This window comes from Bradyrhizobium sp. 6(2017) (assembly GCF_011058295.2).
Taxonomy (GTDB): Bacteria; Pseudomonadota; Alphaproteobacteria; order Rhizobiales; family Xanthobacteraceae; genus Bradyrhizobium; species Bradyrhizobium septentrionale.
The window spans coordinates 7,603,831-7,630,539 of record NZ_CP049289.2 but is presented as its reverse complement, the minus strand read 5'-3'; the positions used below and the strand labels follow the sequence as shown (position 1 = coordinate 7,630,539).

Annotated in this window: 28 protein-coding genes; 10 read left to right on the top strand and 18 right to left on the bottom strand. The window is 59.7% G+C overall.

The window, feature by feature from the left end:
* Positions 1–53 precede the first annotated feature (53 nt).
* Entirely contained in the window at positions 54–1,094 is a 1,041-nt protein-coding gene (locus G6P99_RS36305; RefSeq protein ID WP_165125458.1) for an alpha/beta fold hydrolase, read from the top strand.
* Between the two features lie 907 nt (positions 1,095–2,001).
* Here G6P99_RS36305 and G6P99_RS36300 read toward each other — a convergent pair.
* The 8 genes from G6P99_RS36300 to G6P99_RS36265 form a co-directional block, all read right to left on the bottom strand.
* On the bottom strand, positions 2,002–4,218 hold the full coding sequence (locus G6P99_RS36300; protein WP_165125455.1) for a helix-turn-helix domain-containing protein: 2,217 nt from the start codon (positions 4,216–4,218) through the stop codon (positions 2,002–2,004).
* Between the two features lie 137 nt (positions 4,219–4,355).
* Positions 4,356–5,399 carry an alcohol dehydrogenase catalytic domain-containing protein gene (locus tag G6P99_RS36295; protein WP_165125452.1) on the bottom strand — a complete coding sequence of 348 codons (1,044 nt, stop codon included), beginning with the start codon at positions 5,397–5,399 and terminating at the stop codon, positions 4,356–4,358.
* Position 5,400: 1 nt separating this feature from the next.
* On the bottom strand, positions 5,401–6,663 hold the full coding sequence (locus tag G6P99_RS36290; protein WP_165125449.1) for a malate dehydrogenase: 1,263 nt from the start codon (positions 6,661–6,663) through the stop codon (positions 5,401–5,403).
* Entirely contained in the window at positions 6,660–7,277 is a 618-nt protein-coding gene (locus tag G6P99_RS36285) for a BMC domain-containing protein (RefSeq protein ID WP_165125446.1), read from the bottom strand. Before G6P99_RS36285 ends, G6P99_RS36290 begins: the two co-directional genes overlap by 4 nt.
* Before the next feature lie 3 nt (positions 7,278–7,280).
* A complete protein-coding gene (gene eutJ / locus G6P99_RS36280; protein WP_165125443.1) occupies positions 7,281–8,060 on the bottom strand; it encodes an ethanolamine utilization protein EutJ in 780 nt (259 codons plus the stop codon).
* A gap of 53 nt (positions 8,061–8,113) precedes the next feature.
* Positions 8,114–9,511, bottom strand: coding sequence for an aldehyde dehydrogenase family protein (locus tag G6P99_RS36275; RefSeq protein WP_165125440.1), 1,398 nt, complete (start codon positions 9,509–9,511; stop codon positions 8,114–8,116).
* Positions 9,512–9,560: 49 nt separating this feature from the next.
* Positions 9,561–9,860 (bottom strand): BMC domain-containing protein, encoded by a 300-nt coding sequence (locus tag G6P99_RS36270; RefSeq protein WP_165125437.1) that lies wholly within the window; start codon positions 9,858–9,860, stop codon positions 9,561–9,563.
* A gap of 55 nt (positions 9,861–9,915) precedes the next feature.
* Positions 9,916–10,215 carry a EutN/CcmL family microcompartment protein gene (locus G6P99_RS36265; protein ID WP_165125434.1) on the bottom strand — a complete coding sequence of 100 codons (300 nt, stop codon included), beginning with the start codon at positions 10,213–10,215 and terminating at the stop codon, positions 9,916–9,918.
* 208 nt (positions 10,216–10,423) lie between these two features.
* On the opposite strand from G6P99_RS36265, the gene G6P99_RS36260 reads away from it, so the two are divergent.
* From G6P99_RS36260 to G6P99_RS36230, 7 genes are all read left to right on the top strand, one after another.
* Positions 10,424–11,446, top strand: a complete 1,023-nt coding sequence (locus G6P99_RS36260; RefSeq protein ID WP_165125431.1) for a DUF7064 domain-containing protein — start codon at positions 10,424–10,426, stop codon at positions 11,444–11,446.
* Positions 11,443–12,423, top strand: coding sequence for an HAD family hydrolase (locus tag G6P99_RS36255; RefSeq protein ID WP_165125428.1), 981 nt, complete (start codon positions 11,443–11,445; stop codon positions 12,421–12,423). The genes G6P99_RS36260 and G6P99_RS36255 overlap by 4 nt, the downstream gene beginning before the upstream one ends.
* Positions 12,424–12,464: 41 nt before the next feature.
* Positions 12,465–12,881 carry a PEP-utilizing enzyme gene (locus G6P99_RS36250; protein WP_165125426.1) on the top strand — a complete coding sequence of 139 codons (417 nt, stop codon included), beginning with the start codon at positions 12,465–12,467 and terminating at the stop codon, positions 12,879–12,881.
* A 35-nt stretch (positions 12,882–12,916) separates the two neighbouring features.
* Positions 12,917–14,326, top strand: coding sequence for a hypothetical protein (locus G6P99_RS36245; protein ID WP_165125423.1), 1,410 nt, complete (start codon positions 12,917–12,919; stop codon positions 14,324–14,326).
* A gap of 64 nt (positions 14,327–14,390) precedes the next feature.
* On the top strand, positions 14,391–14,963 hold the full coding sequence (locus G6P99_RS36240; protein ID WP_165125421.1) for a hypothetical protein: 573 nt from the start codon (positions 14,391–14,393) through the stop codon (positions 14,961–14,963).
* 1 nt (position 14,964) lies between these two features.
* Positions 14,965–17,448, top strand: a complete 2,484-nt coding sequence (locus G6P99_RS36235) for a pyruvate, phosphate dikinase (RefSeq protein ID WP_165125418.1) — start codon at positions 14,965–14,967, stop codon at positions 17,446–17,448.
* Positions 17,449–17,451: 3 nt separating this feature from the next.
* Positions 17,452–17,736 carry a BMC domain-containing protein gene (locus tag G6P99_RS36230; RefSeq protein WP_165125415.1) on the top strand — a complete coding sequence of 95 codons (285 nt, stop codon included), beginning with the start codon at positions 17,452–17,454 and terminating at the stop codon, positions 17,734–17,736.
* Positions 17,737–18,172: 436 nt separating this feature from the next.
* On the opposite strand, the gene G6P99_RS36225 is transcribed toward G6P99_RS36230, so the two are convergent.
* From G6P99_RS36225 to G6P99_RS36180, 10 genes are all read right to left on the bottom strand, one after another.
* Positions 18,173–19,066 carry an HlyD family secretion protein gene (locus G6P99_RS36225; RefSeq protein ID WP_165125412.1) on the bottom strand — a complete coding sequence of 298 codons (894 nt, stop codon included), beginning with the start codon at positions 19,064–19,066 and terminating at the stop codon, positions 18,173–18,175.
* Entirely contained in the window at positions 19,063–19,506 is a 444-nt protein-coding gene (locus G6P99_RS36220) for a DUF983 domain-containing protein (protein ID WP_165125409.1), read from the bottom strand. Before G6P99_RS36220 ends, G6P99_RS36225 begins: the two co-directional genes overlap by 4 nt.
* The gene (locus G6P99_RS36215; protein ID WP_165125406.1) at positions 19,503–19,712 is read right to left on the bottom strand and encodes a DUF1656 domain-containing protein; all 210 of its coding nucleotides are present in this window, start codon (positions 19,710–19,712) and stop codon (positions 19,503–19,505) included. The genes G6P99_RS36220 and G6P99_RS36215 overlap by 4 nt, the downstream gene beginning before the upstream one ends.
* Positions 19,709–21,763 (bottom strand): FUSC family protein, encoded by a 2,055-nt coding sequence (locus G6P99_RS36210; RefSeq protein ID WP_165125403.1) that lies wholly within the window; start codon positions 21,761–21,763, stop codon positions 19,709–19,711. The genes G6P99_RS36215 and G6P99_RS36210 overlap by 4 nt, the downstream gene beginning before the upstream one ends.
* 23 nt (positions 21,764–21,786) lie before the next feature.
* Positions 21,787–22,023 (bottom strand): hypothetical protein, encoded by a 237-nt coding sequence (locus G6P99_RS36205; protein ID WP_165125400.1) that lies wholly within the window; start codon positions 22,021–22,023, stop codon positions 21,787–21,789.
* 12 nt (positions 22,024–22,035) lie between these two features.
* Positions 22,036–22,269 (bottom strand): hypothetical protein, encoded by a 234-nt coding sequence (locus G6P99_RS36200; protein ID WP_165125397.1) that lies wholly within the window; start codon positions 22,267–22,269, stop codon positions 22,036–22,038.
* A gap of 337 nt (positions 22,270–22,606) precedes the next feature.
* Complete coding sequence (locus tag G6P99_RS36195) at positions 22,607–23,602, bottom strand: helix-turn-helix domain-containing protein (RefSeq protein WP_165125394.1); 996 nt, start codon at positions 23,600–23,602, stop codon at positions 22,607–22,609.
* A 26-nt stretch (positions 23,603–23,628) separates the two neighbouring features.
* Positions 23,629–24,387 (bottom strand): sulfite exporter TauE/SafE family protein, encoded by a 759-nt coding sequence (locus G6P99_RS36190; protein WP_165125391.1) that lies wholly within the window; start codon positions 24,385–24,387, stop codon positions 23,629–23,631.
* The gene (locus G6P99_RS36185) at positions 24,378–24,692 is read right to left on the bottom strand and encodes a hypothetical protein (RefSeq protein ID WP_165125388.1); all 315 of its coding nucleotides are present in this window, start codon (positions 24,690–24,692) and stop codon (positions 24,378–24,380) included. Before G6P99_RS36185 ends, G6P99_RS36190 begins: the two co-directional genes overlap by 10 nt.
* 289 nt (positions 24,693–24,981) lie before the next feature.
* A complete protein-coding gene (locus tag G6P99_RS36180) occupies positions 24,982–25,122 on the bottom strand; it encodes a hypothetical protein (RefSeq protein ID WP_165123000.1) in 141 nt (46 codons plus the stop codon).
* A gap of 228 nt (positions 25,123–25,350) precedes the next feature.
* Here G6P99_RS36180 and G6P99_RS36175 point away from each other — a divergent pair, with 228 nt between their 5' ends.
* Both G6P99_RS36175 and G6P99_RS36170 read left to right on the top strand, forming a co-directional pair.
* On the top strand, positions 25,351–26,247 hold the full coding sequence (locus G6P99_RS36175) for a LysR family transcriptional regulator (protein ID WP_165125385.1): 897 nt from the start codon (positions 25,351–25,353) through the stop codon (positions 26,245–26,247).
* A 237-nt stretch (positions 26,248–26,484) separates the two neighbouring features.
* Entirely contained in the window at positions 26,485–26,673 is a 189-nt protein-coding gene (locus tag G6P99_RS36170; RefSeq protein ID WP_165125382.1) for a hypothetical protein, read from the top strand.
* The last annotated feature ends 36 nt before the right edge of the window (positions 26,674–26,709 follow it).

Genomic DNA, 26,709 nt, shown 5'->3' with positions numbered 1-26,709 from the left:
GATACAAGCGCCCCCAAATAAAACTGGGAATTCCTGTTAACTGGAGAGACGATATGGAAAACGTAGATCTCAAGCGACGTTTGCTGGTTGCCGCGGCGGGCTTTGCTACCGCACTGCCATTCATCCGGATCAGCACTGCAAGTGCGCAAGCCGCCAGCCAGCCCACGCCTGACACGATTCGCGGCAGCCACACGTCATTCGGTGCGATCAAGCAGATCGAGGCAGGTGATCTGAACATTGGCTATGCCGATGTTGGTCCGGCGGACGGCAAACCGGTCGTGCTGCTGCATGGCTGGCCCTATGACATCCATTGCTACGTCGATGTCGCGCCGCAGCTCGCCAAGGCCGGCTTTCGCGTCATCGTTCCCTATGTGCGTGGGTATGGCCCCACCAAATTCCTTTCGGATTCAACGATGCGCAACGGGCAGCAAGGGGCGGTTGCCGCTGACGTGATCGCGTTGATGGATGCGCTCAAGATCAAGAGTGCCGTTGTCGGCGGCTGTGATTGGGGTGCACGCTCGGCGGCCATCGTCGCAGCGCTTTGGCCCGAGCGCTGCAAGGCCTTGGTAGCGGTTTCCGGCTATCTGATCGGCAGTCAGGCCCTCAACAAGGCGCCGCTGCCGCCCAAAGCCGAATTGCTCTGGTGGTATCAATATTACTTCGCGACCGAACGGGGCCTGGTTGGGTATCAGAAGTACACGAAGGAGTTCGCTCGGTTGATCTGGGAACAAGCTTCGCCAAAGTGGGCCTTTGACGACGCGACGTTCGAGCGTTCTGCGACTGCCTTCGCCAATCCCGACCACGTTGCAGTATCTGTTCACAATTATCGCTGGCGCCTCGGACTCGCCGAGGGTGAAGCAAAATACGATGACATCGAGAAGAAGCTTGCGAGCTCCCCAAATATAAGCGTTCCGAGCATCACGTTGGAAGGTGACGCAAATGGTGCTCCTCATCCCGAACCGAGCGTCTACGCGAAAAAATTCAGCGGTAAATATCAACATAGGACGCTGACCGGCGGAATCGGTCACAATCTTCCGCAAGAGGCGCCGCTGTCATTCTCTCAAGCGGTCATTGACGCCGACAATCTTAAGTAATGAGGATAAGTAAGCAAAATAGACGACCTGCGACCGACTTTCATGCCGGTCGCAGGTCGATCATATGGACAGCGGGCATAAAGCCTCTGAAACTCATTCGCAGAGGAGGAAGCTGACTTCTATTGTTTGCCTAATGGGCCGACTCGCGATTTACAATTCGGTTGTAACCTATTGATCTATATGGCCCCGCCGAGAATCGTTTTTACAGCTAAGTGTCTGTAATAACACGCAAAGGAGCTGACTCTTGATCGCGGTTCCGTCGGCTTGCGATTGGCGATGGGACTGCTGATGGCGTCCTGTCTTCGACCATGGCTTTGTTGGCGCGGCTTCGCTCTGAGTGTCTGTGGATCCTTCAGCAGTCGGCTTCATCGGCGTCACATGGTCCGCTTGGGGAGTGCTGCTCTTCATGCGGTAGATTGAAGCAAGTAACGTAGGTCCGCCGAGTTTGGGGAAAAGCGGTAGCGGTCTCCTGACTCGAACCCCCGACGGACTTGCAAGTGCCGACGGATCGTTATGTCCACGATCGGCTTCGTTGGTAGCCGATTTGACAAGCAACTCTCGCGTCTGGGATCAGACGCCAACCACCGATTGACCACCGAAACCCCGTGAACAAAGGGCGATAAAGGTGGTCAATCAGGATCGAGCTTCATTGTTTTTGTTGATTTTTTCGACTGCTGCTTACGTTCGGGACGCAGGGTTGGGGGTCGGCAGCGGGAGCAAAAACGCCCCTTTGAGGTTGAAAAGAACCTTTTGATTTTGAAATCGCAACGAATACGAACGCCTCCGAGCGTGCCATTGCCGTTTGACCTTCTGCGACGTGAGGCGCCGTATCCATTTCTCCCTTCAAGGTGAGGCCGCTACTGCACGGTCAGCCTGGCCCTTATGGTAACCGTCGTTCTCGCTTCCGCTAACGAATCAGGTCATTCATTTGGAGAGCAAGATAAACTAGGACGCGCTGCTCGTGAGCTGCGAGATTCAGGCCTGTTATGCGCTCGATCTTATCGAGTCGATAAGCGATGGTCTTTTGGTGCGTTCGGAGTTCTTTTGCAGCCGCCTGCTGCGAACAATTGCATGCGAAGAATACGCGCAAGGTTTGCAATAGGGTCTCGCGTTGTGGGCTCTTCTCCTTTAGGAGCTCGCCTATCGCTTGCCCGACAAATCCATGAAAATCGGTGCCGTCCCGGATACTCATGAGAAGGCCGGCGACCCCAACATCGTTATAGTCGATGACTGTTGTGCTTCGGCTTTGACGGGCTACATCCAAGGCGATGCGCGCGTCCCGCCAGGCTGAAGGTATCGACATCGGTTCCGAACAACTGCGGCTTAGGCCGACGCGAGCGCTACATCCAGGAACGCGTCGCACAATCTCGACAATGAGACTCTGGGCAAAATCACGAGCTCTGACACCGTCGCAGGTCGAAATGACGAGCGCGAGCTCGTTGCCGCGCAGTCCGGACAATTTCGCGATGTGACGCCCTGGCAAATGGTTAGGAGCCTCGGCGACTGACCGGCGGCGGCCTTCAATTTCGCCTCCGGTAAGGATTCCGGATTTGTCCGGCTTGTCCAAGCCATCGATGCTGCACACGGCTACGCAATACTCTGCTGGAATTTCAGCATCCAGCTCTTTGGCGCGTTGAAGCGCCAGCTGCCGCAGGTGGTCTGTTCCTTCCAGCAGATCCCACGTCAGCGTCGCGAGCTTGTCGCTGAGTGCACGCGCAGCCGCTCTTTCCTTGGTTTGATGAAGTGCAGCAGTCACGCATAGTTCCGTAATCGCGAGCTGTGCGCTTTCATCTTCGATCTGCGGATCGAGCATGACGACCCAACCCAACTGTTCCGACCCCGCCGTTACGCTCTGAAACGCGAACCGCAGTGCGCCGGCCGCTATCGTCTTGTACCGAGTGTCAGGGCCTCTGTTTTGCGAGATCGCGATACGAACCGCGTGGAGAACTGCGTCCGTAGCAGCCGTTTGAGGATGGCAGGCCTGAACATCCAAATGTTTGTCCAGAATGAGCACGGAGCTGTGAAGATGCTGATGCGCGCGTTGCGCAATTTCGCAGAGGCCGCCGCCATCGAGTAGGGTGGAGATAAGACCTTCCTGAAGATCGGCGGACTTGCGGATGACGTTATACCGCTGCTGCAGCTTGGCATGCGCATCCTCTAGCTGCCGAGCCGCGGCTTCGCGCGCGTCGAGCAGGGCGGCATTCTCGATCGCAAGAGACGCAAGATTGGCAAGCGTAGCGAGTTCCGCCGTATGCTGCGGCGTAAATATCGATGGTTTGCGACGCCAGACCTCGAGAACGCCGATGACCTGATCTTGGGACATCAGCGGTACCGCGAGGGCAGAACGAACGCGTTCGGCCCGCGCCAAGCTCATGAAGTCGCGGCTTATGATCTCGCTTTGTACGTAGTCTTCAATGGAACAAGGCTGACGAGTTTCGAGAACGCGTCCGCCGACGCCCTGTCCGGCCTTCATGCGAAGGGCGGCCGTTTCCGCTGCCAGATTTCCGGTGCAGCGCTTCATGACCAACGCTTCTTCTTCGAGAAGCATGATGCCGCATATGTCAGCGGAGAGCCTCGCTTTCGCCTCATGCGTGATCTGGAGGAAAATCTCCTGGAGATTGCGGCTTTTCAGGATCTTGTTGGCGACGCGTTGGAAGACGCGGATCGCTTCGAGCTTGTCGGGATTGCCGTTGCGGGTCTCGCTCGATGCGATCGCGAGCCTGAACACGTGCGACAGGGTTGCGGCGCGCTCACGCAGAGCATCGGAATCGGTCATGCCCTCGACGAGGAGAGCGACGCTTCCCACCTGGACTGGAACTAAGATAGCGTCCTCGAACCGCATCACATCGACGAAGGAATCGGGAAGCCGTTCTATCAGCGCTTCATCAGCGCCCTCGTTGAGTTTCTCCCATTCACGCCAAGCGCCGGCAGAGCGGACCAGGAGACGGACATCTCGGACAGCAAGGAGATTGCGGAACAATATGCGGGCTTCGGCGAAGAGCACCTGAGGCCCGCGATCTGCCGCTTCCGAAAGGGAGATGATCGCCTCTTTCAGCACCGCGAGCCCCTGGTGCGGATCATCACTAAACGTCCGCCGCTGAGCCAGTAGCGCGGTCCCACTCATTGAGCATCCTCCAGTGCGGCTCAAGTTCGGCACCGTGGCGCTCGTCTCTCGCGAGCGATTGTGCGGTGCAATATGACTGCCGCTCCTGTAAGAGCTTGCGCCGCTTAGCTTAATTTGGCAACTGCGGACCGGCCGTACTAGAGCCGTGGGTCAATAACCGCTTTTATGATCCGCTGGGCCTTGAGGTCGGCATACGTCTGGGGAGCGGCCGCAAACCCGATCTTGCGATCGATGACCACGGTTGGGTCGAGTGCGCCCGTGGTGATGAGCGAAAGGAGGCGGGGACGAAGACGGATCGAATCTCCGATCGCGAAGCCCAGGGTCAACTCGTTGGCAAAGCTCCTAGCCAACGGAAACGGCCACGTCTCAGCTGCATGGGCGCCTACCGAGATGATTCGGCCTCGCTTTCGCACCAAGTCAAACGCCGCCGTGAGAGCGGATGCGCCACCTACGGCCTCGATGACCACATCGACGCCTTCTCCGTCTGTCAGGCGGCTCGTCAACTCGCGAGCCTCTTGCGGCGACGCCGCAAGACTGCCGTTGGCGCGGGCGAAGTCGCGGCGTCCTTCGCTCGGCTCCACTACGATGACTGCACCTGCACCAGCGGCCTGCGCCGAAAGACTCGCAAGCTGACCGACCGTTCCGCCGCCGATCACGGCGACGATCTCGCCCGGCAAGAGGCCGCTGCGCTCTACGGCGGCCCATCCTGTCGCTAGATTATCCCCGAGGAGGATTGCAGCTTCGTCGGAACAGCCCTTTGGCATACGTCCGAGCGTCGTGTCGGCGTGCGGGACCCGCACGACTTCGGCCTGCGCGCCGGCCAGGGGCAGCCCGAAGGAAGTGCCGGTTCCGAAGAAGGCTCGCTCCGGGCATTCCCAATGGTCGCCCCGCTCACAACACCGGCAACGGCCACAGGCGGTGAAGTCGGACGCCATAACCCTGTCACCGACCGCAAATCGGGTCACGGCACTCCCGATAGCCATGACCTCACCCACGAACTCGTGGCCGATGACGGCTCCTGGCTGGATGCCCGCAAAATCGCCGGCGATCACATGCAGATCGGTACCGCAAATGCCGGCTAACTCCACTCGAACCAGAGCGTCTCTGGAGTCCTCGAGCCGGGGCGGCGGTACGTCCTGTACCGCAACTGCGCCCGGTCCCTGGTAGACGATTGCGCGCATGTCAGCCCAATTCGGAAATGCGTTTGGCGATGCTTCCGGCGGCCGCCGCAAGCGCGGTCCGCTCGTCGGGCCGCAGCGGCAGATCCACGATTTCCTTCACTCCGTCCGTGCCCAGTCGGACCGGAAGCCCAATTCGCGTATCGTCGACGCCGTAGGCGCCTGCCGACTGTACGCACGCGGCAATCAAGTCGCTGCCGCCCTTCACCATGGCTGCCACCATGGACGCCGCCGATTCGGCCGGCGAGAAATAGGCGCTGCCCTTCTGAAGAAGTTTGACGACCTCGGCGCCGGAGTCTCTCGCGCGCTCCACGATCGCAGCCAGGCGGTCCTTGGGGATCAGTTGCTCCAGGGGGCGACCTTGGACCTTGGCAAGGCTCAAAGGAATCACCATCTCGGCGCCGTGACTGCCGAGCGCGATTGCATCGACGTCTTGGGGCCGCGCGATTCCTTCTAGCGCGACGAGCGAGCAGAAGCGTGCGCTGTCGAGCACGCCCGCCATGCCAATGACTCTTGCCGAGGGAAAGCCCGTCCGCTTCGCCATCAGGTGGGTCATTTCCTCAAGTGGATTGGTCACAACGACGACGACGGAAGCGGGAGCATAGCGACGGATCCCGTCGGCGACGTTCCCTACTATCTCCGCGTTCACGCCCGTGAGATCGGTTCGGCTCATGCCCGGCTGACGGGGCCGGCCGGCCGTCATGACGATGTAGCTTGCTCCCTCAAGCGCCGAGAGATCGGTGCTTCCCTCGATCCTGGTCGTAAATCCGCGCAGCGAGGCGCTGTGCCACATGTCGAGGGCCAATCCAGCCGCAAGTCCAGGGACGATGTCGACAACCATGACCCGCGAGAACAGAGACGTTTCAGCGAGGCGCAGCGCTGTCATGGCGCCTACGTGACCGGCACCGATGACCGCGGCCCGCGGTCGATCGTCACGAGAAGCGGATGCCGCATCTCCTCGAACCCGCATCGCGGCGGGGACTGGCGCTCCACGGCGATACAGAGCGCCCGACAGCGCTCCGGGTTGCACGGCACCAGCGTTAGCTGTGGGTTTGGCCGCGGGCTCTGCCTTCGCTGACAATTGGATGGTTGGCCGCGAAGGGGACACGACAGGCGATGTCACTTCTTTTGCGGGGTTGTTGGATCGCTCGATCCGGACGTTCAGCTCTTTGGCGCGGTCGGCTGCAAGCGGCGTTAGGATATCTCTCGCTCCGACGACGAGCACCCCGTTGGCATTCTCTACATCCGCAACGGAGACGACGCTCATTTCTTGCCTCCCAGCTCCTCGAGTGACGTAACAGCAGCTTTCGCTGCGGTTTCGACTTCGCTCTCGGTCCCTGAGATAAACAAGCGGCCAAACCGGCCCACCGCACGAACTTCAATCAGGCTGATGTTCGCGGCCTTTTCCGCCTCGTTGCCGGCGAGCGTCACATACGCTGCCGGTGTCGCTTCGAGGACGAAAAGGCTAGACCTCGGCAGCAGCAGATTGCCCTTGCGCCACTTATTGATGAGCTGTGCTTGGTAGGGATTAACATTGGTGACGAATTGCGACGAAGCGATCGTCGGTCGCACCCGATCTTCCTCTTTGAGGCCGAGATAATCCAGCACGGCTTGCCCTGCGGCCTGCACTTCCGATTGCGTGTGGGAGTGAATCTCCAGGAGACCGAACTCCCGTTCGATAATCTGCAGCGCCGGGCGGACATCGGCTGCCTTCAAGGCGATGTCTGCGCAGCGAAAGATCTCGTTTCCGGGCGCGACTTCGATAAAGAGCTCGGACATCCCCGCGACAGGTACGTCTCCTTGACACGTGGAGGCGACATGCGCCGCCGCTTGAGGCTGCATGCTATCGATGAAGGCGTACGTACGTAGTTGAAAATCCATGGGTCAGCTCATCGCGATTCCGAAGGGGGTTACGAGTTCCGAGTGAGGGTATGACGTGGTTTGAATTCCGCTAAAGCGAGCGACAATGGATGCCGCATGCGGAACCCGAACCGCGCCACCGACGAGGTGGATAGATCGGACAGTATGGTCTCCGATCTGGCGGATGATCGAGCTTGCTATCCGCTCGATGCCGGGGCGGAGAATGTGCGAGTAGTCCTGCTCGCCTTTGCGTTTTCGTTCCTCGGCGTCCTCTACGGGAATTCCCAAGGCGCCGGCCAGGATCAGATCCAGATGATGACCGCCGCCCGGTTCGTCATCGAGTGCGATGATGACGCCGTTCGATACAATGCCAACGCCCGTCGATCCGCCGCCAACATCGACGATCACCCCGTCATTCAATCGAAGCAAGGCCTGCGCCGCAGTCACTTCATCAACCAAATGGCGGCAGGTAATGCCCGCGTTCTCTAGAACGTAATGGCAAGCACGAGCTTCTGCCTGGGGCACGCCTGGAGGAAATGCAGTCGCCGCTTCGGCAATTTCCCGCTCCAGTGCTGACGTGGCGGTTTTCCTGAGCTGTTTGACGGCGGCCACCGCATCCCCGAAGTTGACAACGACGCCGTCGCGCACAGCTTGGCAGGGCAGGCTGTCCCAATAGACCGGGCGCCTTTGTGCGTCCACGGCGGTCAGAACGATCGTTGCTGTTCCGAGATCGACGCCGAAGCACAAGGCGTCAGACGAGCAAACCGGGGCACGATACGTCATGGCCGCCGCTTCGAGAAACACAGTGGCTTCCTGACTGGGGCTGGGCTGAAACGGTCTCGTGCGCGCGAGCATGCTCAAAGTCCCATGTTCGCCTGATAGAGTGAGCGCCACGGCCTTATTTCGTGAGCGACACGCTTGATGTTGATGAGATGAAGCGGGGTCACGTTGTCTGAAACAATCGAGCCGCTCCAGGTCCCAGTGCCGAGCATGAAGGATGGGTCAGTCGCGCAGCTATACCCCATGCCGCCAAACAGGGTCGGGGTGTTGATGACGATGCGTCCGGCGGGAAGCGACGCGAGCGTCGCGATGACCTGATCGTCCTCGCAATGAAGACCTAACGTGTGGCCTTCGCCGCCAAAAGCGAGAATCTGCCGGCACCGCTCAAAGCCAGCTGGAAGGTCCACGGTGCGGTAAAACGACAAGACGGGCCCGAGAATCTCGCGCGAGAGGGGTGCCTGCGGGCCTACTTCGCCCAATTGGGCGCCAAGCACCTTGCAGTCGCTGGGAACGCTGACGTTGATTTGGCGAGCCAGCTCCCGCGCGGAAAGGCCTACTGCTTCCGGCCTGAATTCGCCCTTGTCGGTGAAGATGATCTCGGCGAGCCGGTTCTGATCGGTGGGGTTCAGAAAGAACGTCCCCTGGGCAGCAAACGCGGCGAGGCCGGCCTCGGCGATTGGCTCGTCAAGAACGATGGATTGCTCGGCGACGCATGCCGTGCCGTTGTCGAAGGATTTCGACGTGATGGCCATCAGCGCGGCTTCCTTCACGTCCTTCACGGAACGGTGGATGTAGACCGGCACATTCCCAGCGCCGACGGCGAACGTGGGTTTGCCGCTCGAATAGGCGGCTCGCACCATTCCAGGCCCGCCCGTCGCGAGCACAACCGAAACGTCCGGGTGCCGCATCAATTCGCCAGTCGATTGGATCGTCGGTAGCGAAAGACAGGAAATCAGGCCCTTTGGCGCTCCGGCCTTGACCGCAGCTTCGGCCATGATCTCGGCAGCTCGCATGCAGGCTCGAACAGCGCGCGGGTGGGGTGCGCATACAATTGCGTTGCCTGACTTGACGGCTGCGAGGCACTTGAAGAGCACCGTCGAGGTTGGATTGGTTACGGGGATAATGGCCGCAATCACGCCCATCGGAGAGCCGACCGCGGTCATGCGATTGGCTTCGTCCACCCACAACACGCCGACGGTCCGCAGCGGGAGCATCGATGCGGCAACAAACTTGGTATTGTAGAGGTTCTTGAGAATCTTATCCTCGTACACCCCGATCCCAGTCTCATCGACAGCCATTCGCGCGAGCTCCTGGGCGGCTGCGGTGCCCGCATCCGCCATAGCTCGAACGATGCTGTCGACCTTTACCTGGTCGGCACCAACAAATGCCTGAAAGGCCGAGCGGGCTTGACGCGCTTTACTGCGCGCGTCCGCCAAACCTGCCAAGTCGGAATCAAGATCCAATGCCACGCCCATGCGCTCACTCATGCCTTCGGATTGCAAGAATTACCTGAGAGGATTGCAATTAACCCTTGCCCAGAATCCCCTCGACGTCCTCATGCGGACGCGGAATGACGTGCACCGATACGACCTCACCGACCTTTCCGGCCGCCGCAGCGCCCGCATCCGTCGCGGCCTTTACCGCGCCGACGTCGCCTCGGACCATCACGGTCACGAGCCCGCCGCCGATCTGTTCACGTCCGATTAGCCTGACGTTGGCGGCTTTCACCATGGCATCGGCTGCCTCGATGGCGCCCACCAGACCTTTTGTCTCGATCAGACCAAGAGCACCTCTCGGCTGACCCGGGGTTGGCGTGTTGTTCATGTGTATTTCTCCTTGCTTGGGTTGAAGTTGACGTTTCGACAGGCGTCGTTGCCGGTCAGGTTTTCGAGTAGGCATTTTGACTGCCGAGCTGAACGGTATCGACCACGGCGATGATGGCCGCATCGGTCGGGACATTTGTCGCGTCGGAGAGCCGTGCCGCGCTTCCCTTGGTCACGAGAACGATGTCGCCATCGCCGGCGCCGATGAGATCGATTGCGACATAGGTGTTCTTGGGGTCGACGGCAGTCAGCTCCTCACCGACCGCAAGGGGGGTTACGACCAGCAATTTGAAAGAGTTCAGGCCGGACGACTTGACCGTCGAAACGACGGTCCCGACCACACGCCCGATCTCCATAGCGTACTCCCTACACAATCTTCGACGTTCGATTACCGCCGTTTTACGAACTCTAGGGGGGCATGGTGCGGGTGGTCATTCTCTCGCGGGGATAAAAAGAAGCCAGGCGATTTATCTTGCGCGGCCATAGTGAGGCGATCCTAAATGCGGATGATGGCGGTGCTCGAAGAGGGTGCCGCAAGAGCGCCAGCTAGGGGAGAGAAGCAGAATGATCCAAGATGAAGACGTCCATTTTCATAAAGCGGACGCGGCCGTCCGGAATTGGGCGGAGACGAACTTTTTCGGATTTTTCAATGCCGACGCAAAGTTGAATGTCGGCGTCTATGCCCTGTTTAGGCCAAATCTGGGCATCGTCAGTTCCACGATCTGCATGAATTCCGGGTTCGCCAACACTCCTTGGGAAGCGGACTTCTGCGATCTGCGGGCCTCGATGCCGATCCCTGAGCCGCGCAACCTGAGTGCATTCACGCTCGAGAACTCGCTGAGCATCAAGTGCCTGCGTCCGAACATGGACTGGCACATCGGTTACGACGACGGCGAGGGGACCGTGATCGACGTCGGGTACCGCTCGATCATGCTCCCGTTCGACATCCATGACCCTTCTATGGATCCGATGAAGGCGAAAGCCCTTAAGGAAGCGGAGCAAGGCGGCAAGTTCGCCTGGGGTACGGCCTACAACGGCCACTTCGACCAAACTGGTCATTTCAAGGGAAAGGTCGCAGTTCGCGGCAAAGCGTTCCCGATCGATTGCATCTCGACGATGGATCACAGTTGGGGACCGCGTCCTGAACGCGGCGCACCCAACATGAGCTGGTTGCACGCACACTTTTCCAAGGACCTGGCATTTCACGTCATCTTTAGCTTCGACCCCAAGACCAACGGTCGCGAGTTGTCGCTGGCCCATGGTTACGTCGTTGAGAAGGGCAAGATTTTCGGATTGAAGGCGGCCCACGGCACGACGAAGCGGTCGCGTGATCGATATGCCGACGAGGTCGATCTCGTCCTCACCGACAGCAGTGACCGAGAGTGGCGGCTTCACGGCCAGGGATTAACAAGCTTTCCCTGGCAGTGCTGGCCGAACATGGTGTCGTTCAATGCGCTGGCACGCTGGACCTGCCAGAGCCTCACTGGCTATGGAGAGATCCAGGACTTCTTCGAGATGCCGCAGCTCACGGCTTTGAACGCGAGCCCGGAAACGCGGGTTCTTGCCGGAACGGCGGGGTCGCGATGAAGCCCGTGCGCGCCATACTCTTTGATCTTGATGGAACCCTGGTGCAAACACGGGAAGCATCATGGCGCGTCTTCGCGAAAACCAATGCTGCCCTGGGGCTCGGCATCAACAGCCAGGCGGAGTTCTTTCGCCTGCTCGAAGACAACATGTTCCACGGCCTGTCGAAGCATTGCGGCGACGCCCGCAAAGCCGACGAAGCTGCCAAGCACTTTCTCAACCTATTGCAGAGCGAATATAATCCGGACTTCGTCCCGGGTATGGCTGACGTGGTACGGGCGTTCGCGGGAAGCTGCTCACTGGCGGTCATCTCGTCGAATTCGGTCGCGACCATCAGGCGCATACTCGGGCGCGAAGGCCTTACCCATTGCTTCTCTCATGTCTTTGGCGGCGACGTCGAGCAGGACAAGCGCGCGTGCGTGCAGCGCTTTCTCGCGGACCGATCATACCTTGTCAGCAGAAACTGCTCGCCGGCCTATCACGAAGGTCACGAGCCGGACGCTCCGCGCGCCGATCAGATCGCATTGATTACTGATACGGTAGGAGACGTGAAACACGCGGTCGAGTGCGGCGTCCGCGCCATCGGCGTTTCTTGGGGAATGCATACTGAGCAGCAATTGCTTGCAGCCGGCGCGGAATTCGTGGCCGTTTGGCCGCAGGAACTCGTGGCGCGCCTGCTTCCCAACGGGTACGCCTCGAGCTGCTCGATCAGCTCCAGCACAATCGAGGAGCCGACGTCCGCCGGACGTGTCTCGGGCTGTGCGTGCGGCTGTCAGGATGGCGATCTCGCCAGCGCAGCAAGCCTTCGCCGGCGTCGGAGGATGGCTGCCAGCGCGTCACTCGAACAGAGCGCCACCTGCGGACTCGACCGGCCCAGCACGGGTGCGGACGCACCCGCCGTAGGCGTCACTAGCGTCGACAAGGTGCTCTTAGCGAGCCTTCGTCGTTTGAAGAGTAGCGATCCGCCGTCGTTACACTGACCGATTTACCAACCACCGCAAACACACAGGGAGGAATCTAGATGAGTTATGTCGCGGAAGGATACAATAGCTTCGAGACCAAGAAGAGCCCATCGGGGATCGTCAAGTATCTTCCAGATCCGAAGTCCGTCATTGCTCTGATCCAGAGCGGAAAGCTGAAGGAGCACATTCTCCTTGTGCAGGGCGGAACGACGACTTTCCTTGCGCCAGCGTTGAGCATGGGTGCCATCGGCGTGATTACGATGTCCGGCGCGCCGGAGTCCCACCTCGGCATTCTTTCCCGCGAATTCCAGATGCCTTGCGTCATGACTGCGTATCTTACCGAGAGCGATTCCCGGTACGTCACGGGCGGAAACAACGAAGCCCATTTCGCGGCGATGATTAAGGCCCTCGACGGGAAGAAGGTGCAGTTGCACTGCGAGGGCAGGGAGACAGGCCGAGTCGCTCTCCTGAGCTGATCTATCCAAACAAATCTGAATCGAGGAGGAAACAGATGTCTACCTATAAGGATCGCTACAAGGACGCCGATAACGGCTTGCGCTTTCAGGACCTCGTGTATCAGGGGAATTTCAAGGGCATGGATCCCGTGCCAGATGGCATTCTGGGCGACAAGGTCTTGCGACAGCGTGCCAAAAGCAAGGTTTTGGAGAAGGTCACCAAGGAAGACGTACTTCGCGACCAGTTCACGGTTAACGAACTGAACGATCTGAACAACTATCTCGCCTGGAATATTTGGGACGTGCTTGTCATGCGCGCGACCGAAGGTGTTTCAGGTATGATCCCGCGGCAGGAATACGAAATCCTTGCCTTCATGCAGGAGTTCCTTCGCTGGCCCGAGATTTTGGAGATGACGACCAATGAGGTCGGCGCCCAGGGTGTGATTGATATTGGTGCGACGGCGCGCCGCGAAATCGGCACCAAAATTAATTGCGTTCATGACTGGTGTATCGGCGCCGTCGGCTTCGGGATGGGACGCTGTGGCCTGCTCGCGCTGGAGGCCATACAGCCGCAGGATTACGTCCGCGAAAGCAACACCATCTTGAAGTTCATGCAGCGAATTCTCTGGGGCAAACGGCAGGACGGCTACATACTCAATTCACAAGATCGCTACCGTTGCAGGATTCATGAAAAGGATGTCATCCAAAATCTTGCCGGTCAAATCGAATACTTCGAGCCGGGCAGTGAGAAGCACGACAGCTTTGTGCGCTTCAATGCCGCCGCCGAACTGCTTTCGTTTCTAGACCACTACGACTGCCGCCTGGGGTTGGGTGATACGGGTCCGTACGAACTGCCGGATGGCAAGATCATGATCATCCGCGACCTTTTCACCAACGAGGAGGCCTACGACTGGAGCGATGTCTGCGATCATGAGAAGGTTCCGCATTGCTACACGCTCTGTCTCGTGATCGACCCCGACAACATGGCTCTCGATGAGATCCGCGTGAACGATATTTCAACGACCTTTACGCGTCCGAAGAATTATATCGAACATATCGTCGGCGGGGCGGTCTTCGTGCGGGAGAAGTGGGACACGCCGATGGGCGAGGTCTACCCCATCAAGATCTCGGAGCTCGACAAGCGGCTCGAAGGAATCCAGCAGGCGACCTTCAAGCTCTATACGAAGTTCTCTCGCATGTCGCGCCGCACGCTTATCACGAATGGCATGTACGTGTACTATATCGACATGATCCTGCCGCATCTGCGCCTGGCGGGCACGTACGAGAAGGCATGCAAGGACTATGAGTTCTGGGAGATCGACCAGCGCGTATCGAACTACTACTACGACATCGTCAAGCGGGGTTTTGCGCAGGCGACGGTGCCGCAGAAGATCTTCTCGGGCGAGGGGTACCTTCCTTTCCCGGACGACGTGAGCCTCACCAGGTCGAAGTACTACTGGAAATAGCACTCATGAGAGCGCCGAGCGCGACTCTACGTCGCGCTCGGTTCGGGCATCGATTGGACGGACGATGACAGTGTTGAGCGAACAAGAGTTTCTCGTGCTCAATGGCGCCCATCTGAAGAAGATGGCGACAGCGAAGGAATTGGCGAGCGCAATCGGCCTTGATGTAGAGCAGGTCGAGGTGGCGCTCGGTGAAGCGGTCGCGAGCGGCCTCGTGATGGCTGCCGAAGGAAGGCATCTCCTCCTGCCTGAGGGGACGAACGCGGTCCAAGAATACTATCGGAGCGCCTACGAAGCATTGCGTTCAAATGACCTGGTGCTGGGATGGTACGATCGTTTCGAGATCATCAACGAGCAGTTCATCAAGCAGGTCAGCGAGTGGCAGTCGGCAGATGGCGACGTGCGGGTTCAGTCCCGCCTCATTAAGACGGTCGAGCGCCTGACCAAGAACCTGCAAGAGCTTACCCCGCTGATTTCTCGGTATGAGACGTACACCGACCGCTTCAACGCGAGCGTGGCGCGGATCGACCAAGGGGACAAGAATTTCGTGTGCAAGCCGACGATCGATTCGGTCCACAATATCTGGTTCGAATTTCACGAGGACATTCTCTCTGTCATCGGGCGTCCGAGGGACACGTGAAATGCACAAGCGTGTGATGGCTGATGCGATGGATACCATTTTCGTTCGTGAAGTAACTGACCACGACGTTGAGGACGCGCTGCGCTTTGGCGGTAAGGCGAGCGGCCTCGCCAAAATGGCGCGGGCTGGAATTCCTATTCCGCCGGCATTCGTAATCGGCGTCGAGGGCTTCCGTCAATTTCGAGCCAGCCGCGCGGGGCTTGGCGAGGGCCTTCTCGCGCAGATCCACGGCGCTATCCGCAATCTCGAAAATCAGTCCGGGCGATCGTTCGCAGACAAAGATCGTCCGCTTCTCGTTTCGGTGCGCTCCGGCGCTCCCGTTAGCATGCCCGGCATGATGGATACGATCCTCAATCTGGGGCTAACGGCAGCTTCCGCGCATTCGCTCGCGCAAGGGTCAGGCGGAAGCGACTTTGCGCTCGACACGTGGATGCGCTTTTGGCGCATGTTTGCCGATATCGTGTTGGGGATCGATCCTTCCGAACTGGTGGAATCGGTGAAGGAAGCGGAGTCGATTGCGCGGCAGGAGCTCACTGCTTCGGCCTTCCAGAATCTGGAGCGCGCGATTCTCGATCGCATCGAGGCTGCCGGGGAGGCGGCGAGCGCCGATCCGTTTTGGCAGCTCGAGAAGGCGGTTGAAGCCGTGTTCCGATCCTGGGACAGTGCACGCGCGAAAGCGTACCGGAAACATCATGGAATCTCGGACGACCTGGGGACCGCGGTCACCATTCAAGCGATGGTCTTCGGCAATGCGGACGGCAGGTCAGGTTCAGGCGTAGCGTTCACTCGCAATCCGAACGACGGCAGCAAGGCGCTATACGGCGAGTATTTGATCGGCCGGCAGGGAGAGGACCTGGTCTCCGGTACGCACACGCCGATCGACTTGTCTCAACCTGATGCGCTTGACCCGCAATTGCGCCATGCGTTCGAAACGCACAGCGAGACCTTGGAAGAACTCTACGCGGATGCGGTGGATATCGAGTTTACCGTCGAGTCCGGAAAGCTGTATTTCCTGCAGGTGAGACCGGCCAAACGAACCGCGGCCGCCGCTATCAAGATTGCCGAGGATCTGGTCGCAGAAGGCCTCATAGACGAGCGGACCGCATTGGGGCGGATCACTTCAGAGCAGGTTAGAAAGGTGTCGCGGCCGTCATTCGAGGAGGCCGAACTCGCGGGAACGCCCGTGCTTGCGCAAGGGCTCGGTTCCTCGCCGGGCCACGCCCATGGCGCCGCGGTTCTCGACGCCGACCGGGCGGCGGACCTCGCCCTCTCTGGCGAGGCAGTTATTCTGCTGCGTCCGACGACTAGCCCCCAAGACATCCGTGGAATGCTTGCTGCCAATGGCGTGATAACTGCGCGGGGCGGAGCCCTCAGTCACGCCGCTGTTGTCTCCCGAGCGCTCGATAGGCCCTGCATTGTGGGCTGCGAAGCGATCGAAGTCGACCTGAACCGCAAGACGTTCTCAATCGCCGGTAAGACCTTCGGCGAGGGCGATCAAATCTCGATGGATGGAGCAAGCGGAAAGATCTTCGCGGGAGCGCTCAAGCTCAAGCCTGCCGGCGCTGGCTTGCCTTCATTGAAACACATCCTGGAATGGGCAGATCGCAGGTCAGAAGCGGCGATCTGGTTATCACCAAAATCCGGCGAAGAGCTTCTCGAAGCGACGAGCGCCGGCCGAGTTGTCAGCGTCACCGATCTCATCATTGCCAAGGGTAGCGTCGGCCGTTTCGTTGAACTGACAGCCGCCTCAGGACTGCCCACTGCGTCGCGCGCCGTTGCAGACGAAATCCGCTCCATTGTGTGCGAAGCGTGTGTTCCCGCATTTTTGGGGGCTGCGGATGGTTCAGTCCAGTTTCGGTTACCGCGGGTGAGTTCGGATCGGGCCCGCCGCTTGATAGAGAATTGGCAGGAACTTCCCCCGAACTTCTTCTTGCCTCTCGGGTCGCTGAACTACCTTCGGGCAATACTTCTGGGGATCGCAGCCGCAGCAGAGAGCGCTCGATATCGGGACGCGACCGCCCTTATCGGGGGCATCTCAAGTTCGTCCGAATTCGCCGCGTTTCAGCGGGAGGTTCGCCAGGTGGGTCTAGGCGCCGGAGCCATGATCCAGAATGTAATGGCTCTTGATAGCGTCGTCGAGATAGCCGGATCAGCTGCTCCGATTTGGGTAGATATCGGAGATGTCGTGCGCACAATTTATGGCTTTCCCATCGAGGTGCAGCAGTCGCTGGAAGTGCTCGACCAATACGTCAGCGAAGATCTCGTTCGAGCCAATCCATTCCGGAGGCTCCCCTCCTACGCAACCAATTTGCTGACGGCGGCAGTCACTGCCGCGGAGAAGGGCGCCCAACTGGGAATTGAAGGCAGCACCGTTCCCTCGGAGCTTCTAGTCGAGCTTCATCGTCTCGGATTTCGACGGTTTTCGGTTCCGACAGGGCGGCGCGACGAGCTTCGCTTCCTGCTCGGACGTTCGCTGAAGGAGTAAGCCATGGCGTTGCAGGCACTCGGATTGGTCGAGACGAAGGGTTTGGTGGCTGCAGTTCAAGCTGCCGACGCGATGGTGAAGGCGGCGAACGTCAAGCTGGTCACGAAGCAACAGCCGGGAGGCGGCCTAATATCTATCATCGTGCAGGGCGACGTCGGCGCCGTGAAAGCGGCGGTCGATGCAGGCGCAGCGGCTGCAAACCAAATCGGACAAGTCGTGTCGGCGCATGTAATTCCGCGTCCGCACGAGGGCATGGAGGATATCTTGGAGCGGCCCCCGGTGCGCTAGTCGAGCGCAGCCGATCGACCAAGAACGCTTGCGCTTTGCTGGACTGTTTCCGCCTTGTCGCTGTCGGCGGTTGGGCTTTCCTCGGATTGCCTAGATTTCAAATATCGCAGTTCAGCCCGTCCACAGCTGATAACCAGTGACTACAAATGGAGTCAGTCGCCAACTGACAAGGAAACTACACAAAGCTTATCAGTTGAAGCGAATGGCCTTGGTGCGCAGTGCCTCCAACCGAGCCCATACTGTCTTGAAGAGAGCGGTCAAGGTGAAGATGCTGAGCCCATTCGTCGTCGTCTGAGGCGGGTGGATGTGCGAAACGCGTCCAGAATGTGAGCTGCAAAGATTCCAGCGCTCACTAATGCCACCAATGCTACCAGCATTTTCCTAACCCTATGTTGGTCTGATGAGGAGCTTAGCCGTAGGAACGGCTTGTCCGTGGCTACCTTTCCGCATGCCGCTGCAGAGCCGGACCGAGCACCTCGACAGTCGCGGTGGCTCCTGCGACGAGTTCGCTGTGCCCGTCATGGTCGAGTGCAATCCGGACCGGCACGCGTTGAGCCAGCCGCACCCAGTTGAAGGTCGGATTGACGTTGGCAAGCAGGGTCGCGCCGGCGCTGCGATCCCGGTCTTCGATGCCAGCCGCCACGCTTTCCACGGCTCCACGCAGCGTTTGATCGCTGCCCATCAGCCGCACACCGACGGAATCGCCGACATGGATGCGCGGTATCTTGGTTTCCTCGAAATAGCCCTGAACGTGCAGCGTGTCCGAGTCGAGCAGCGCCATCACGCCCTTCCCGGGTGTGAGGTAGGTCCCTGGCCGCAGCTCCATGTTGGTGACGATGCCGGTGACGGCAGCGCGGACTTCGCTTCGCTCGAGGTTGAGCTTGGCTAGCGCAAGGTCCGCGACGGCCTGGTCGTGGGCGGCCTGCGCCGAACCCTGGTGGGCAATGACCTGGTCCATCCGCTGCTTGGAGACGACGACACCCGGCGTCAGCGCGCTGTAGCGCTTTAGATCGGCGTCAGCCTCGTCGAGCATGGCGCGCTTACCCAGCAATACCGCCTCGGCCTGCTTCAGCGCGATCTCATACCGCGCGCGATCGATCCGGAACAGGACGTCGCCGCGCTGGACCTGCTGGTTGTCCTTGACAAGCACGTCGGTGACGAAGCCGGAGACATCAGGGGCGATCGGAACCACGTCCGCGCGAACGTGACCATCACGGGTCCAGGGCGCTTCAAAATAATAGTCCCACAGCTTGTAGCTGGCCCAGACTGCGGCAAGCACCATTACACCGGTCAGCGAGAAGCGACGCAGCGAACTCAGAGCGGCCTTCATCGCACCAACTCCTTGGAGGTGAGGTTCGGCAGGGGCGCAGCACTATCGCGCGGCTCTCGATCCCGGCGGCACTTGGCGGCTTTGAAGCCGTGCATGCCGGTCTGCCATTGCAGGCCGACGATTGTTCCCTTCACAGGCTGCAGTAGGAATAATGCCGCAAGCCCGGTGACGGGTAGCCAGATCAGCAATTGAAGCCAGGCGGGAGGTGAATAGGCGATCTCCACGGCAAGGAGTGCCGGCACGACAAGGTGACCAACGACAGCAATCACGAGATAGGCCGGAAGGTCGTCTGCGCGTTGCGGCGCGTAATCTTCGCCGCAAGCCTCGCAGCTGTCGACCACCTTCAGAAATCGGCCGAACAGATGGCCTTGACCGCAGTTCGGGCACTTCATCGTGAACCCGCGCCATGAGGCTTTCGAGAGCGAAACAGCGACATTCATGAGAAAAACTCCTCGGAAGCGAAGACGAGGCTGGTGATGATGCAGACGTAGAGCGCGAAATCGAACAGTGCGGGATGCCAGACGTGGCGATAGAGGCCGATGCGCCCCATCACCTTGCTCGTTGTGCGGGCGACGACATAGGCAACCACGCTCCATAGCAGGAGGCTCGGAACGATCACGCCGAACAGGTCAAGTTCGTATTTCATGCGGCGATGGTCCTGTGTTCGATTTCCTGCGGTTGATAGACCGGCGATTCCGGGAAAAGCCCGGAGCGAATGCCAGCGAGACCCATCAGCACCTCATCGCGGGCTTCGGCCGACGATTCCTGCAATGTGAATGCGATCGTGTTGTCGAGCTGCCCCACCAGGCCATCGGGAAGTGGGGCGACCACATGGTTTTTGCAAATCGAGGCAAGATGAGCGAGGAACGCTTCGATTGCTGCTCTCGCGCGCCGTGACAGGCCAAAGCTCGCTCGCCTGACATCAAGAATGTTCAGGGCCGTTCGAAGCTGGCGAAGATTGGCGGCGTCGCGCCTCGCCTCGGCAGGAACCACGGTGATCCGCGTGGCAAGCAGGGCGAGGCGATGCTGCATGAGGCTGGCAAGCGCCAGGCGATCCTGGTCCGACTTGCGTTCGGCGACCGCGACGAGCGTTGTCCAATTGCTGCGAACCAATCGGCCGGCAATCCAGCTGGCCCCGAGCAAGCGAACGACGCTGCAGATGACACCCGTAAGAGCGATGCCGAGCATCAGCGCCACGCTGGAATTGGCATAGGACAAGAAATCGGCCGAGTACGTCTCAGTCAGCGCCAATTCGACCGAGATATAGACGGCAAGCATGTAGCCGACGCGCGCAGTCTCCGGCCGCCCGGCCATCCAGCCGAACAACACGAAAGCCGGCGCGAGTGCCGCAATCAGCATTTCAAGGGTCGTTATCCGTGGCAGTACCGCAAACAGGTAGATTCCATGGATTGCGATGACGATGAGGAACACCCCGTAGAAGCTGCGGAAAGTGGGAAGTGGATCGTCCACGCCGGCGAGAATGCTGCCGACGACCGCAGCGAACAGCGGAGCGATGACCCCGTCGGACCAGCCGGTTGCGATCGAGAGCCCGCTGCAGGCCAGAACGGACAGCGCCACGGACGCGGCCGACAGGAGCGCCTGCCCGTGATCCCGGTGCAGGACGGCATAACTCGACGTGTCAGGCATGAAGGCGAGTTTGAGCAGATCCGGATTGCGTTCCGTGGCGATCGCCTCGCGAAGGAGCTCGCAGTCCTGCATGACATCAACGAGTTTACGCAGCTGGACTATGAGGCCGGCGACCGCGATATCGATCCACGTGGCAGCCGCATCCAGCGCCGGCCGCACTTGGTCAAGCGCCGCACGCAACGCATCGGCCTCCTGTCCATCGTGGCCGCCCGTTTCGAGCCACCGCGCGGTCCTTTGGAAGAGTTCAGCAACACGCGCCGACGCTTCTCCGTTAGAGGCGAGTGCCAGCTTGCGGTCCTCAATCGAACCAAGCAGCGGAAGTAGCGACAGCATATGTTGACGAAGGCGCCGCAAGCCCTGCCCGATATTTGAGGAACTGGCCACCTCATAGCCGAGATGCCGCCCAAGCTGGTCGATTTCGGACGCCGCCGCGGCAAGACGGATGCGCTCCTTGTCGCGCTCCTGATCGCTGCCACGACCGACGAGAACATCCGCGCCGAGCCGACGCGCACCGGCGAGCCAGGCATCCGCCTGTGCGGTGACTGCTGAGGCAACGCTACGTGGAAGCACGAGCATCGCGACAACGCTCGCGCAGATGATGCCGAGTATTATTTCCTGCACGCGGGAGACAACGATGTCGAAAGCCGCCTGAGGCGTCGAGACGATCGGAAATCCAAGGAGGGCCACCGTGTAGCCGGCCAGCATGAATACGTAGCTGCGTGGCGTGCCGTCGATCAGCGAGAGATATAGACAAATGCCGACCCACAGCGCGATGCAGAGGCTGAGCAGTTCCGGCGCATTGACGAGGTTCGGGACCAGGATGATCGTCCCTGCCGCGCCGATCAGTGTTCCCAGAATGCGATAGACGGCTTTTGAGTAGGTCGCACCGGTCAGCTGATTGGAGGTGATGTAGACTGAGGCCATCGCCCAATAGGGGCGCGGCATATCCAGAAGGAGCGCGATCGAGAATGCCAGCATTGCCGCTGCAAACGTCCGCAGAGCAAACAGGATAGCCGCATGTCGATCCCAGAATGAGTAATGTTGGGTCATGGCGATTGTGGCATCCGCGGAATTTATTTCAGCAGTGCACGCCGCTCGGACGTGCAATTCAGGGCCTGTCGTCGGCTTGCAAAGCCGCTGGGAAGAACGGCAGCCCACATGCCTGCTTTTCGGAACGCCTTGGTGCAGACCGCGGGGTTCGTCGGCGTCCTGACGGCGCCGATGCTGCCATCCGGCTTCAGGACGGATACGAACACGATGAGACACAGCACTTTGGCGGCGAACACGGCGAGGGTCAAAACGTCGTTCATGTCAGCTCCTGATCAGTCGGCTTTGGCTGCACTGGTCATACGAGCTCCGAGCGCCCGCGGCTTTGCTCGGATTGCCGATGCTTTGTCATTTGTTGCTGTCGGCGTGGTCTGAGCCGCTTCCATCGCTGCGAACGCGTCGAGTGGACTGCGCTGTTCGGTCTGGGCGCCGTCTTGGTTCGGAACGACATCCAGCTTGGGTTCAGACTCCGCGGCGAGCTGCATTCCCGAACGCGCGGTATCGAACACCACCCGTTCCGGCCATTCGCGGTCCGAACGGATGCGCAGATTGACCCTCTCGTTGGGAGGAAGCGCATAGTGTGAAGGTGAAGGGGGATCTGGAAGTCACCAATCGGCGGCAAACAGCGCCACGAGAAGGACGCTCCCTACCCACACAAAGTACTGACGTATCGGCATGGCAAGCAGACTCTTAGTGGCAGAGCACTGGCCCTCGAGCGCGGCGGCTCTGTTTGCCCTCTACGAAAGCAAAGGTGGTGGAATCACGTGCCGCGGGCTTTGCATCGCCTGTTATGGTTTTGTCATTTGTTGCTGGTGAGACCGGCAAGAACGCCAGCAGCGTGCAAATTCAGGCCAGAACCGGAAGCGATCGCCTGACATCGGTGAGCGAAAATTCCGATCGTCGGGATCCAGCCGTTTGACAATAGCGGCCGGGTGCGTGACCTGTCGCCTGCTTGAAAGCCCTGGTGAAATTGGCCTGGCCGGAAAAGCCCAGTGAAAGCGCAATATCGACCAGCGGCCGATCGCCCCGTGTCAAAAGCGCTTTCGCGCGCTCAAGACGCCTGGCGCTGACGTAACGATGCGGCGGTTGCCCGACAGCCAGCCTGAAGGCCCGCGCGAAATGGTTGCGGCTCAGGCACGCGACCGATGCGATGCGATCGATGCTGAGATCGGCTTCGAGGTTTGTCTCTATGTAGTCCAACACACGAACAAGCCGGCGTCGATCGAGCCCTTTGGCTTTAAGAAGCGGATATGACCGGGCAAATGATGTGCTGGCATGTTTCTGCAGCAGCCTTGCAGCGATGCTGCTGGCGAGCGATTCGACGAGCAGACTGCCGGCGGAAGTTTCAGTCTGGAGTTCGGACGCAATGGCACAGGCGATCGCGGTCAGCAGCGGATCTTCAAAAGTGCTTTCATGTTCCCGCGCGCCGATCGCGGACTCATCTATGTCGATTCCGAGCTTGTTCGGAGAGAACTGGTTCGGCGAAAGATAAAGATGCAGGATACCTGGAAGATCCCCGGTGATATCGATCGATCCTTCGCTCCAACCAGGCGGAGAGAGCCACGCTGTACCGCGCCTTGAGACGTATCGATCTACGATGCCTGTCGCGCGTCGCGTGATGAGTGCTTCGCTGCCAATTATATCGACGATGATATGGGTATCGGTTTGAGGGCCCCTCCAGGGGAAAACGCTCTGGCCGTGCCTGCGCAGTTCGGCTGACAGGCCGCACCAGCCTCGATTGACAGAAGACAACAGCAGCTTCGACGAACGGCTCCACAAGTCGCAGTAAGGCTGCGGTTTGTTTCGGTCTGCGGCCTCTGTTTCTTCTTGTCGAATCTCCATGACACTCTCCCATCAAGATGAAAGATTCACACGAGATAGCCGGAAACTCCGTCCCACAATAATTTCAGCGCCGTCACGACCAACAATCCGTAGCAGAGCCGATAAATTTGCCGTTGGTCCAAACTTCCGTGAAGCCGCCAGCCAGCCCACACGCCTGCGGGAATGGCGAGTACGCAAAGCGCCATCAATGTCCACACGTTACCTGTCGGCTTCACCAGCAGAAGCCAGGGCACCGCCTTGGTCGCGTTGCCGACGGTGAAGAACAGACTGGTCGTTCCCGCGTAGACATCCTTGCTAAGGCCGAGGGGAAGCAGATACATCGCAAGCGGCGGTCCGCCGGAGTGCGCCACCATCGTAGTGACTCCTGAGGCAAGACCGGCGGTGATCGCCTTCGGCGTCGAACGTGGTCGCGTCATCACCTCTGCGCCTGCTACAAGCCAGAGCACGACAAAGATCAGGGTGATCGCGGCCATTGCGATCGCGATGGCTCGATGGTCCAGGAAGCGGAATAGCAGATACCCGAATCCGATTCCGGTCACGAGCCCCGGTAACAGCAGCAGAAGGTCCGGCATCGACCACGTCGAAGGCTTCCAGTAGCGCAGTGCGAACAAATCCATCGCGATGAACAATGGAGCGAGAAGGCCGCCGGCGGTGACCGGGTCCATCACGATCGACAACAGCGGAATGCCGACAATTGAGAATCCGCCACCAAACGCGCCCTTCATGAAGCAGATCAGGAACACACCGGCAAAGGTGACCAGGATCGTGGCGACCGTCAGCTCCATGGCGCCGCCTCCACGATTGGCGCGCGCTGGCGCCTGCGTAGCTCCATCGCGGCCGCAAAGGTCACCCTTCCTTCGTCCGCTCGATCGGAAAGCGTGATGAGACCGTGGGCGGCCGCCTCGATCTGGAAATAAGCCAGGCGGATGTCCCGCAGGTCGCGGTCGTCGAGATCGTGAAGGCATGCAATGGCGGTTCGAGGGCCGAGATCGCGCGTGATCCCCTTGCAAAACGCGCTGAGCAGCCGAGAAAGTGCGCCGGGCCCCTCGGTGACAGCAGGCAAGACGATCGTTGAAAGTATGGCAGGCATTTCCAGTCTCCAATGCTCCGAGCATACTGTTAAATGCTCCGATGGGCGGTGTACCCAGCGCGAGTCCAGCCGCCGAATTGCGATCGATTGGCCAATAAAACTGCTGATTCCGACACAATCTTGCTCAACCCTAGCAGGGTGCTCCGATACATTACTCGGCGCAAATGAAACATTGCACCGAGTACAATTATCGTGTTTCGGGCGATGACCCGACTTCGGATCTTCGAGGCTGGCTGATGCGATCTCTGCCGAAATACCGAGGGCTCTACGTAGCGGCGCTGGCCAGCATTCAGTGATCTGACGGATCCGGTATCATCCACGTCGAGATCGTCTGCCAGGCGCCATCGCTCAACTTGCGCTGATAGGCGACGAAGTCAGCATCATCGCCGTGCTGAATTTCGTACCGATAGGCTTCGATATGTCTTGTCATTGAACTCTCCATGTCAGTTTTGAGGACAGGCTTCTCGCCTCCTGCCAAGGAGATCGATTGGACGGCCGGCCTTAAAAAGGGGCCATCGTGGAAAGGGCCCTTCCGGGCAGCGGAAGGTCGCCCGACAGGGCGCCGGGTCGTCGCTCCCAAGCGATGCCGGTCTTCCGAAATCTGGGGTGATATGGCAGCATCGGAAAATATTCTTCCAAATTACGGAAGGGGGATTCGATGGATCGCCTGGAAGCGATGTCGACCTTTCTGACCGTGGTCGAGCAGGGCAGCTTGTCCGCGGCGGCGCGGCAATTGAAAACGCCGCTCACAACAGTCAGCCGCAACGTATCCGAGCTCGAGGCTCACCTGCGGACGAAGCTCTTCAACCGATCGAGCCGGCAGCTCGTGCTCACGGATACAGGCGCTTCCTACGTTGCGGCCTGCAAGCGCATTCTCACTGATGTGACCGAAGCAGAGCGTACAGCGTCCGGTGAGTATACCGCACCGACAGGCGAACTGGCTGTGACGACCCCGCTGGGGCTCGGGCGTGTCATTCTCATGCCGATTATCGCGGACTTCCTCAAGACCTATCCGGATATCAACGTCAGGATGATCCCCACCGATCAAAAGCTGAGCCTGGCCCAGGAGCAAATCGACGTCGCCGTACGCATCGGCGAGTTGCCGGATTCGAGCTTGGTTGCGTTACGGCTCGGCAGGACGCGCCGAGTAGCGTGCGCCAGTCCCGCCTATCTGGCGGCTCGCGGAGCGCCGCGCACGCCGGAAGATTTGGTCGGACATGATTGCATCAGCTATCCCGGCTTCTCGCCACCCGATGTCTGGACATTCGTCAGGGGCAAGACGACCATAGCGGCACCCGTGCATACGCGGCTCATCGTCGGCAGCGCTGAAGCGGCTTGTGCCGCAGCCCGTGATGGCATTGGAATTTCCATCGCCTTTGCTTATCAACTCGAGGCTGTTCCGGAGGAAGGAGCATTGACAACCGTGCTGGATGAATTCCAGCCGCCATCACTGCCGGTGAATCTCGTGTACGCCGCCAACCGATTTCTGCCGATCAAAATACGCGCTTTCCTGGACTTTGCCGCGCCGCGGCTGAAGCGGGTCTTCGCGGAGTAGGCAGGCATCGGCGCCATACTGCGCGGACAGCGCTTGAGAGATTTAGGTCCCCAAAAGCGAACCGCGTCTCAATCTTCGCCCGCGCTACTTCGGCCTGATCGACACGGTCAGCACTCGGTCCTGGCTTTCCAGAATTTGGAAGGATGTCTTCCGATTTCCCCGCCTGTTAACCCAGGGTCTTCGCCCCATCTGCCAACCAGGATCTGCCGAAACACGGCACAACATTTGGAGGCGGATATGGGTGAGGTTATCCAATTTATCTCGAAAGCCGAGCGCGAACGACTCCGCTTGATTCGAGAAGCACGCGCGAACTACAACAGTGTTTTCCCGCCGTCCGATTCCATCAACGAGCAGCGCGACAACACTCCAATAGTTCATCCCGTCAACGGAACCTGGATTCATCAGGGCGCCGAACCGTTGTCGTGATCAACAGCGTGGCCGTGTTCGATGGGCGCCCTACAC

Coding starts and splice junctions, on each gene's coding strand:
- G6P99_RS36305 (WP_165125458.1), top strand. CDS start 54: ATGGAAAACGTAGATCTCAAGCGACGTTTGCTGGTTGCCGCGGCGGGC.
- G6P99_RS36300 (WP_165125455.1), bottom strand. CDS start 4,218: ATGAGTGGGACCGCGCTACTGGCTCAGCGGCGGACGTTTAGTGATGAT.
- G6P99_RS36295 (WP_165125452.1), bottom strand. CDS start 5,399: ATGCGCGCAATCGTCTACCAGGGACCGGGCGCAGTTGCGGTACAGGAC.
- G6P99_RS36290 (WP_165125449.1), bottom strand. CDS start 6,663: ATGAGCGTCGTCTCCGTTGCGGATGTAGAGAATGCCAACGGGGTGCTC.
- G6P99_RS36285 (WP_165125446.1), bottom strand. CDS start 7,277: ATGGATTTTCAACTACGTACGTACGCCTTCATCGATAGCATGCAGCCT.
- G6P99_RS36275 (WP_165125440.1), bottom strand. CDS start 9,511: ATGGGCGTGGCATTGGATCTTGATTCCGACTTGGCAGGTTTGGCGGAC.
- G6P99_RS36270 (WP_165125437.1), bottom strand. CDS start 9,860: ATGAACAACACGCCAACCCCGGGTCAGCCGAGAGGTGCTCTTGGTCTG.
- G6P99_RS36265 (WP_165125434.1), bottom strand. CDS start 10,215: ATGGAGATCGGGCGTGTGGTCGGGACCGTCGTTTCGACGGTCAAGTCG.
- G6P99_RS36260 (WP_165125431.1), top strand. CDS start 10,424: ATGATCCAAGATGAAGACGTCCATTTTCATAAAGCGGACGCGGCCGTC.
- G6P99_RS36255 (WP_165125428.1), top strand. CDS start 11,443: ATGAAGCCCGTGCGCGCCATACTCTTTGATCTTGATGGAACCCTGGTG.
- G6P99_RS36250 (WP_165125426.1), top strand. CDS start 12,465: ATGAGTTATGTCGCGGAAGGATACAATAGCTTCGAGACCAAGAAGAGC.
- G6P99_RS36245 (WP_165125423.1), top strand. CDS start 12,917: ATGTCTACCTATAAGGATCGCTACAAGGACGCCGATAACGGCTTGCGC.
- G6P99_RS36240 (WP_165125421.1), top strand. CDS start 14,391: ATGACAGTGTTGAGCGAACAAGAGTTTCTCGTGCTCAATGGCGCCCAT.
- G6P99_RS36235 (WP_165125418.1), top strand. CDS start 14,965: ATGCACAAGCGTGTGATGGCTGATGCGATGGATACCATTTTCGTTCGT.
- G6P99_RS36230 (WP_165125415.1), top strand. CDS start 17,452: ATGGCGTTGCAGGCACTCGGATTGGTCGAGACGAAGGGTTTGGTGGCT.
- G6P99_RS36225 (WP_165125412.1), bottom strand. CDS start 19,066: ATGAAGGCCGCTCTGAGTTCGCTGCGTCGCTTCTCGCTGACCGGTGTA.
- G6P99_RS36220 (WP_165125409.1), bottom strand. CDS start 19,506: ATGAATGTCGCTGTTTCGCTCTCGAAAGCCTCATGGCGCGGGTTCACG.
- G6P99_RS36215 (WP_165125406.1), bottom strand. CDS start 19,712: ATGAAATACGAACTTGACCTGTTCGGCGTGATCGTTCCGAGCCTCCTG.
- G6P99_RS36210 (WP_165125403.1), bottom strand. CDS start 21,763: ATGACCCAACATTACTCATTCTGGGATCGACATGCGGCTATCCTGTTT.
- G6P99_RS36205 (WP_165125400.1), bottom strand. CDS start 22,023: ATGAACGACGTTTTGACCCTCGCCGTGTTCGCCGCCAAAGTGCTGTGT.
- G6P99_RS36195 (WP_165125394.1), bottom strand. CDS start 23,602: ATGGAGATTCGACAAGAAGAAACAGAGGCCGCAGACCGAAACAAACCG.
- G6P99_RS36190 (WP_165125391.1), bottom strand. CDS start 24,387: ATGGAGCTGACGGTCGCCACGATCCTGGTCACCTTTGCCGGTGTGTTC.
- G6P99_RS36185 (WP_165125388.1), bottom strand. CDS start 24,692: ATGCCTGCCATACTTTCAACGATCGTCTTGCCTGCTGTCACCGAGGGG.
- G6P99_RS36180 (WP_165123000.1), bottom strand. CDS start 25,122: ATGACAAGACATATCGAAGCCTATCGGTACGAAATTCAGCACGGCGAT.
- G6P99_RS36175 (WP_165125385.1), top strand. CDS start 25,351: ATGGATCGCCTGGAAGCGATGTCGACCTTTCTGACCGTGGTCGAGCAG.
- G6P99_RS36170 (WP_165125382.1), top strand. CDS start 26,485: ATGGGTGAGGTTATCCAATTTATCTCGAAAGCCGAGCGCGAACGACTC.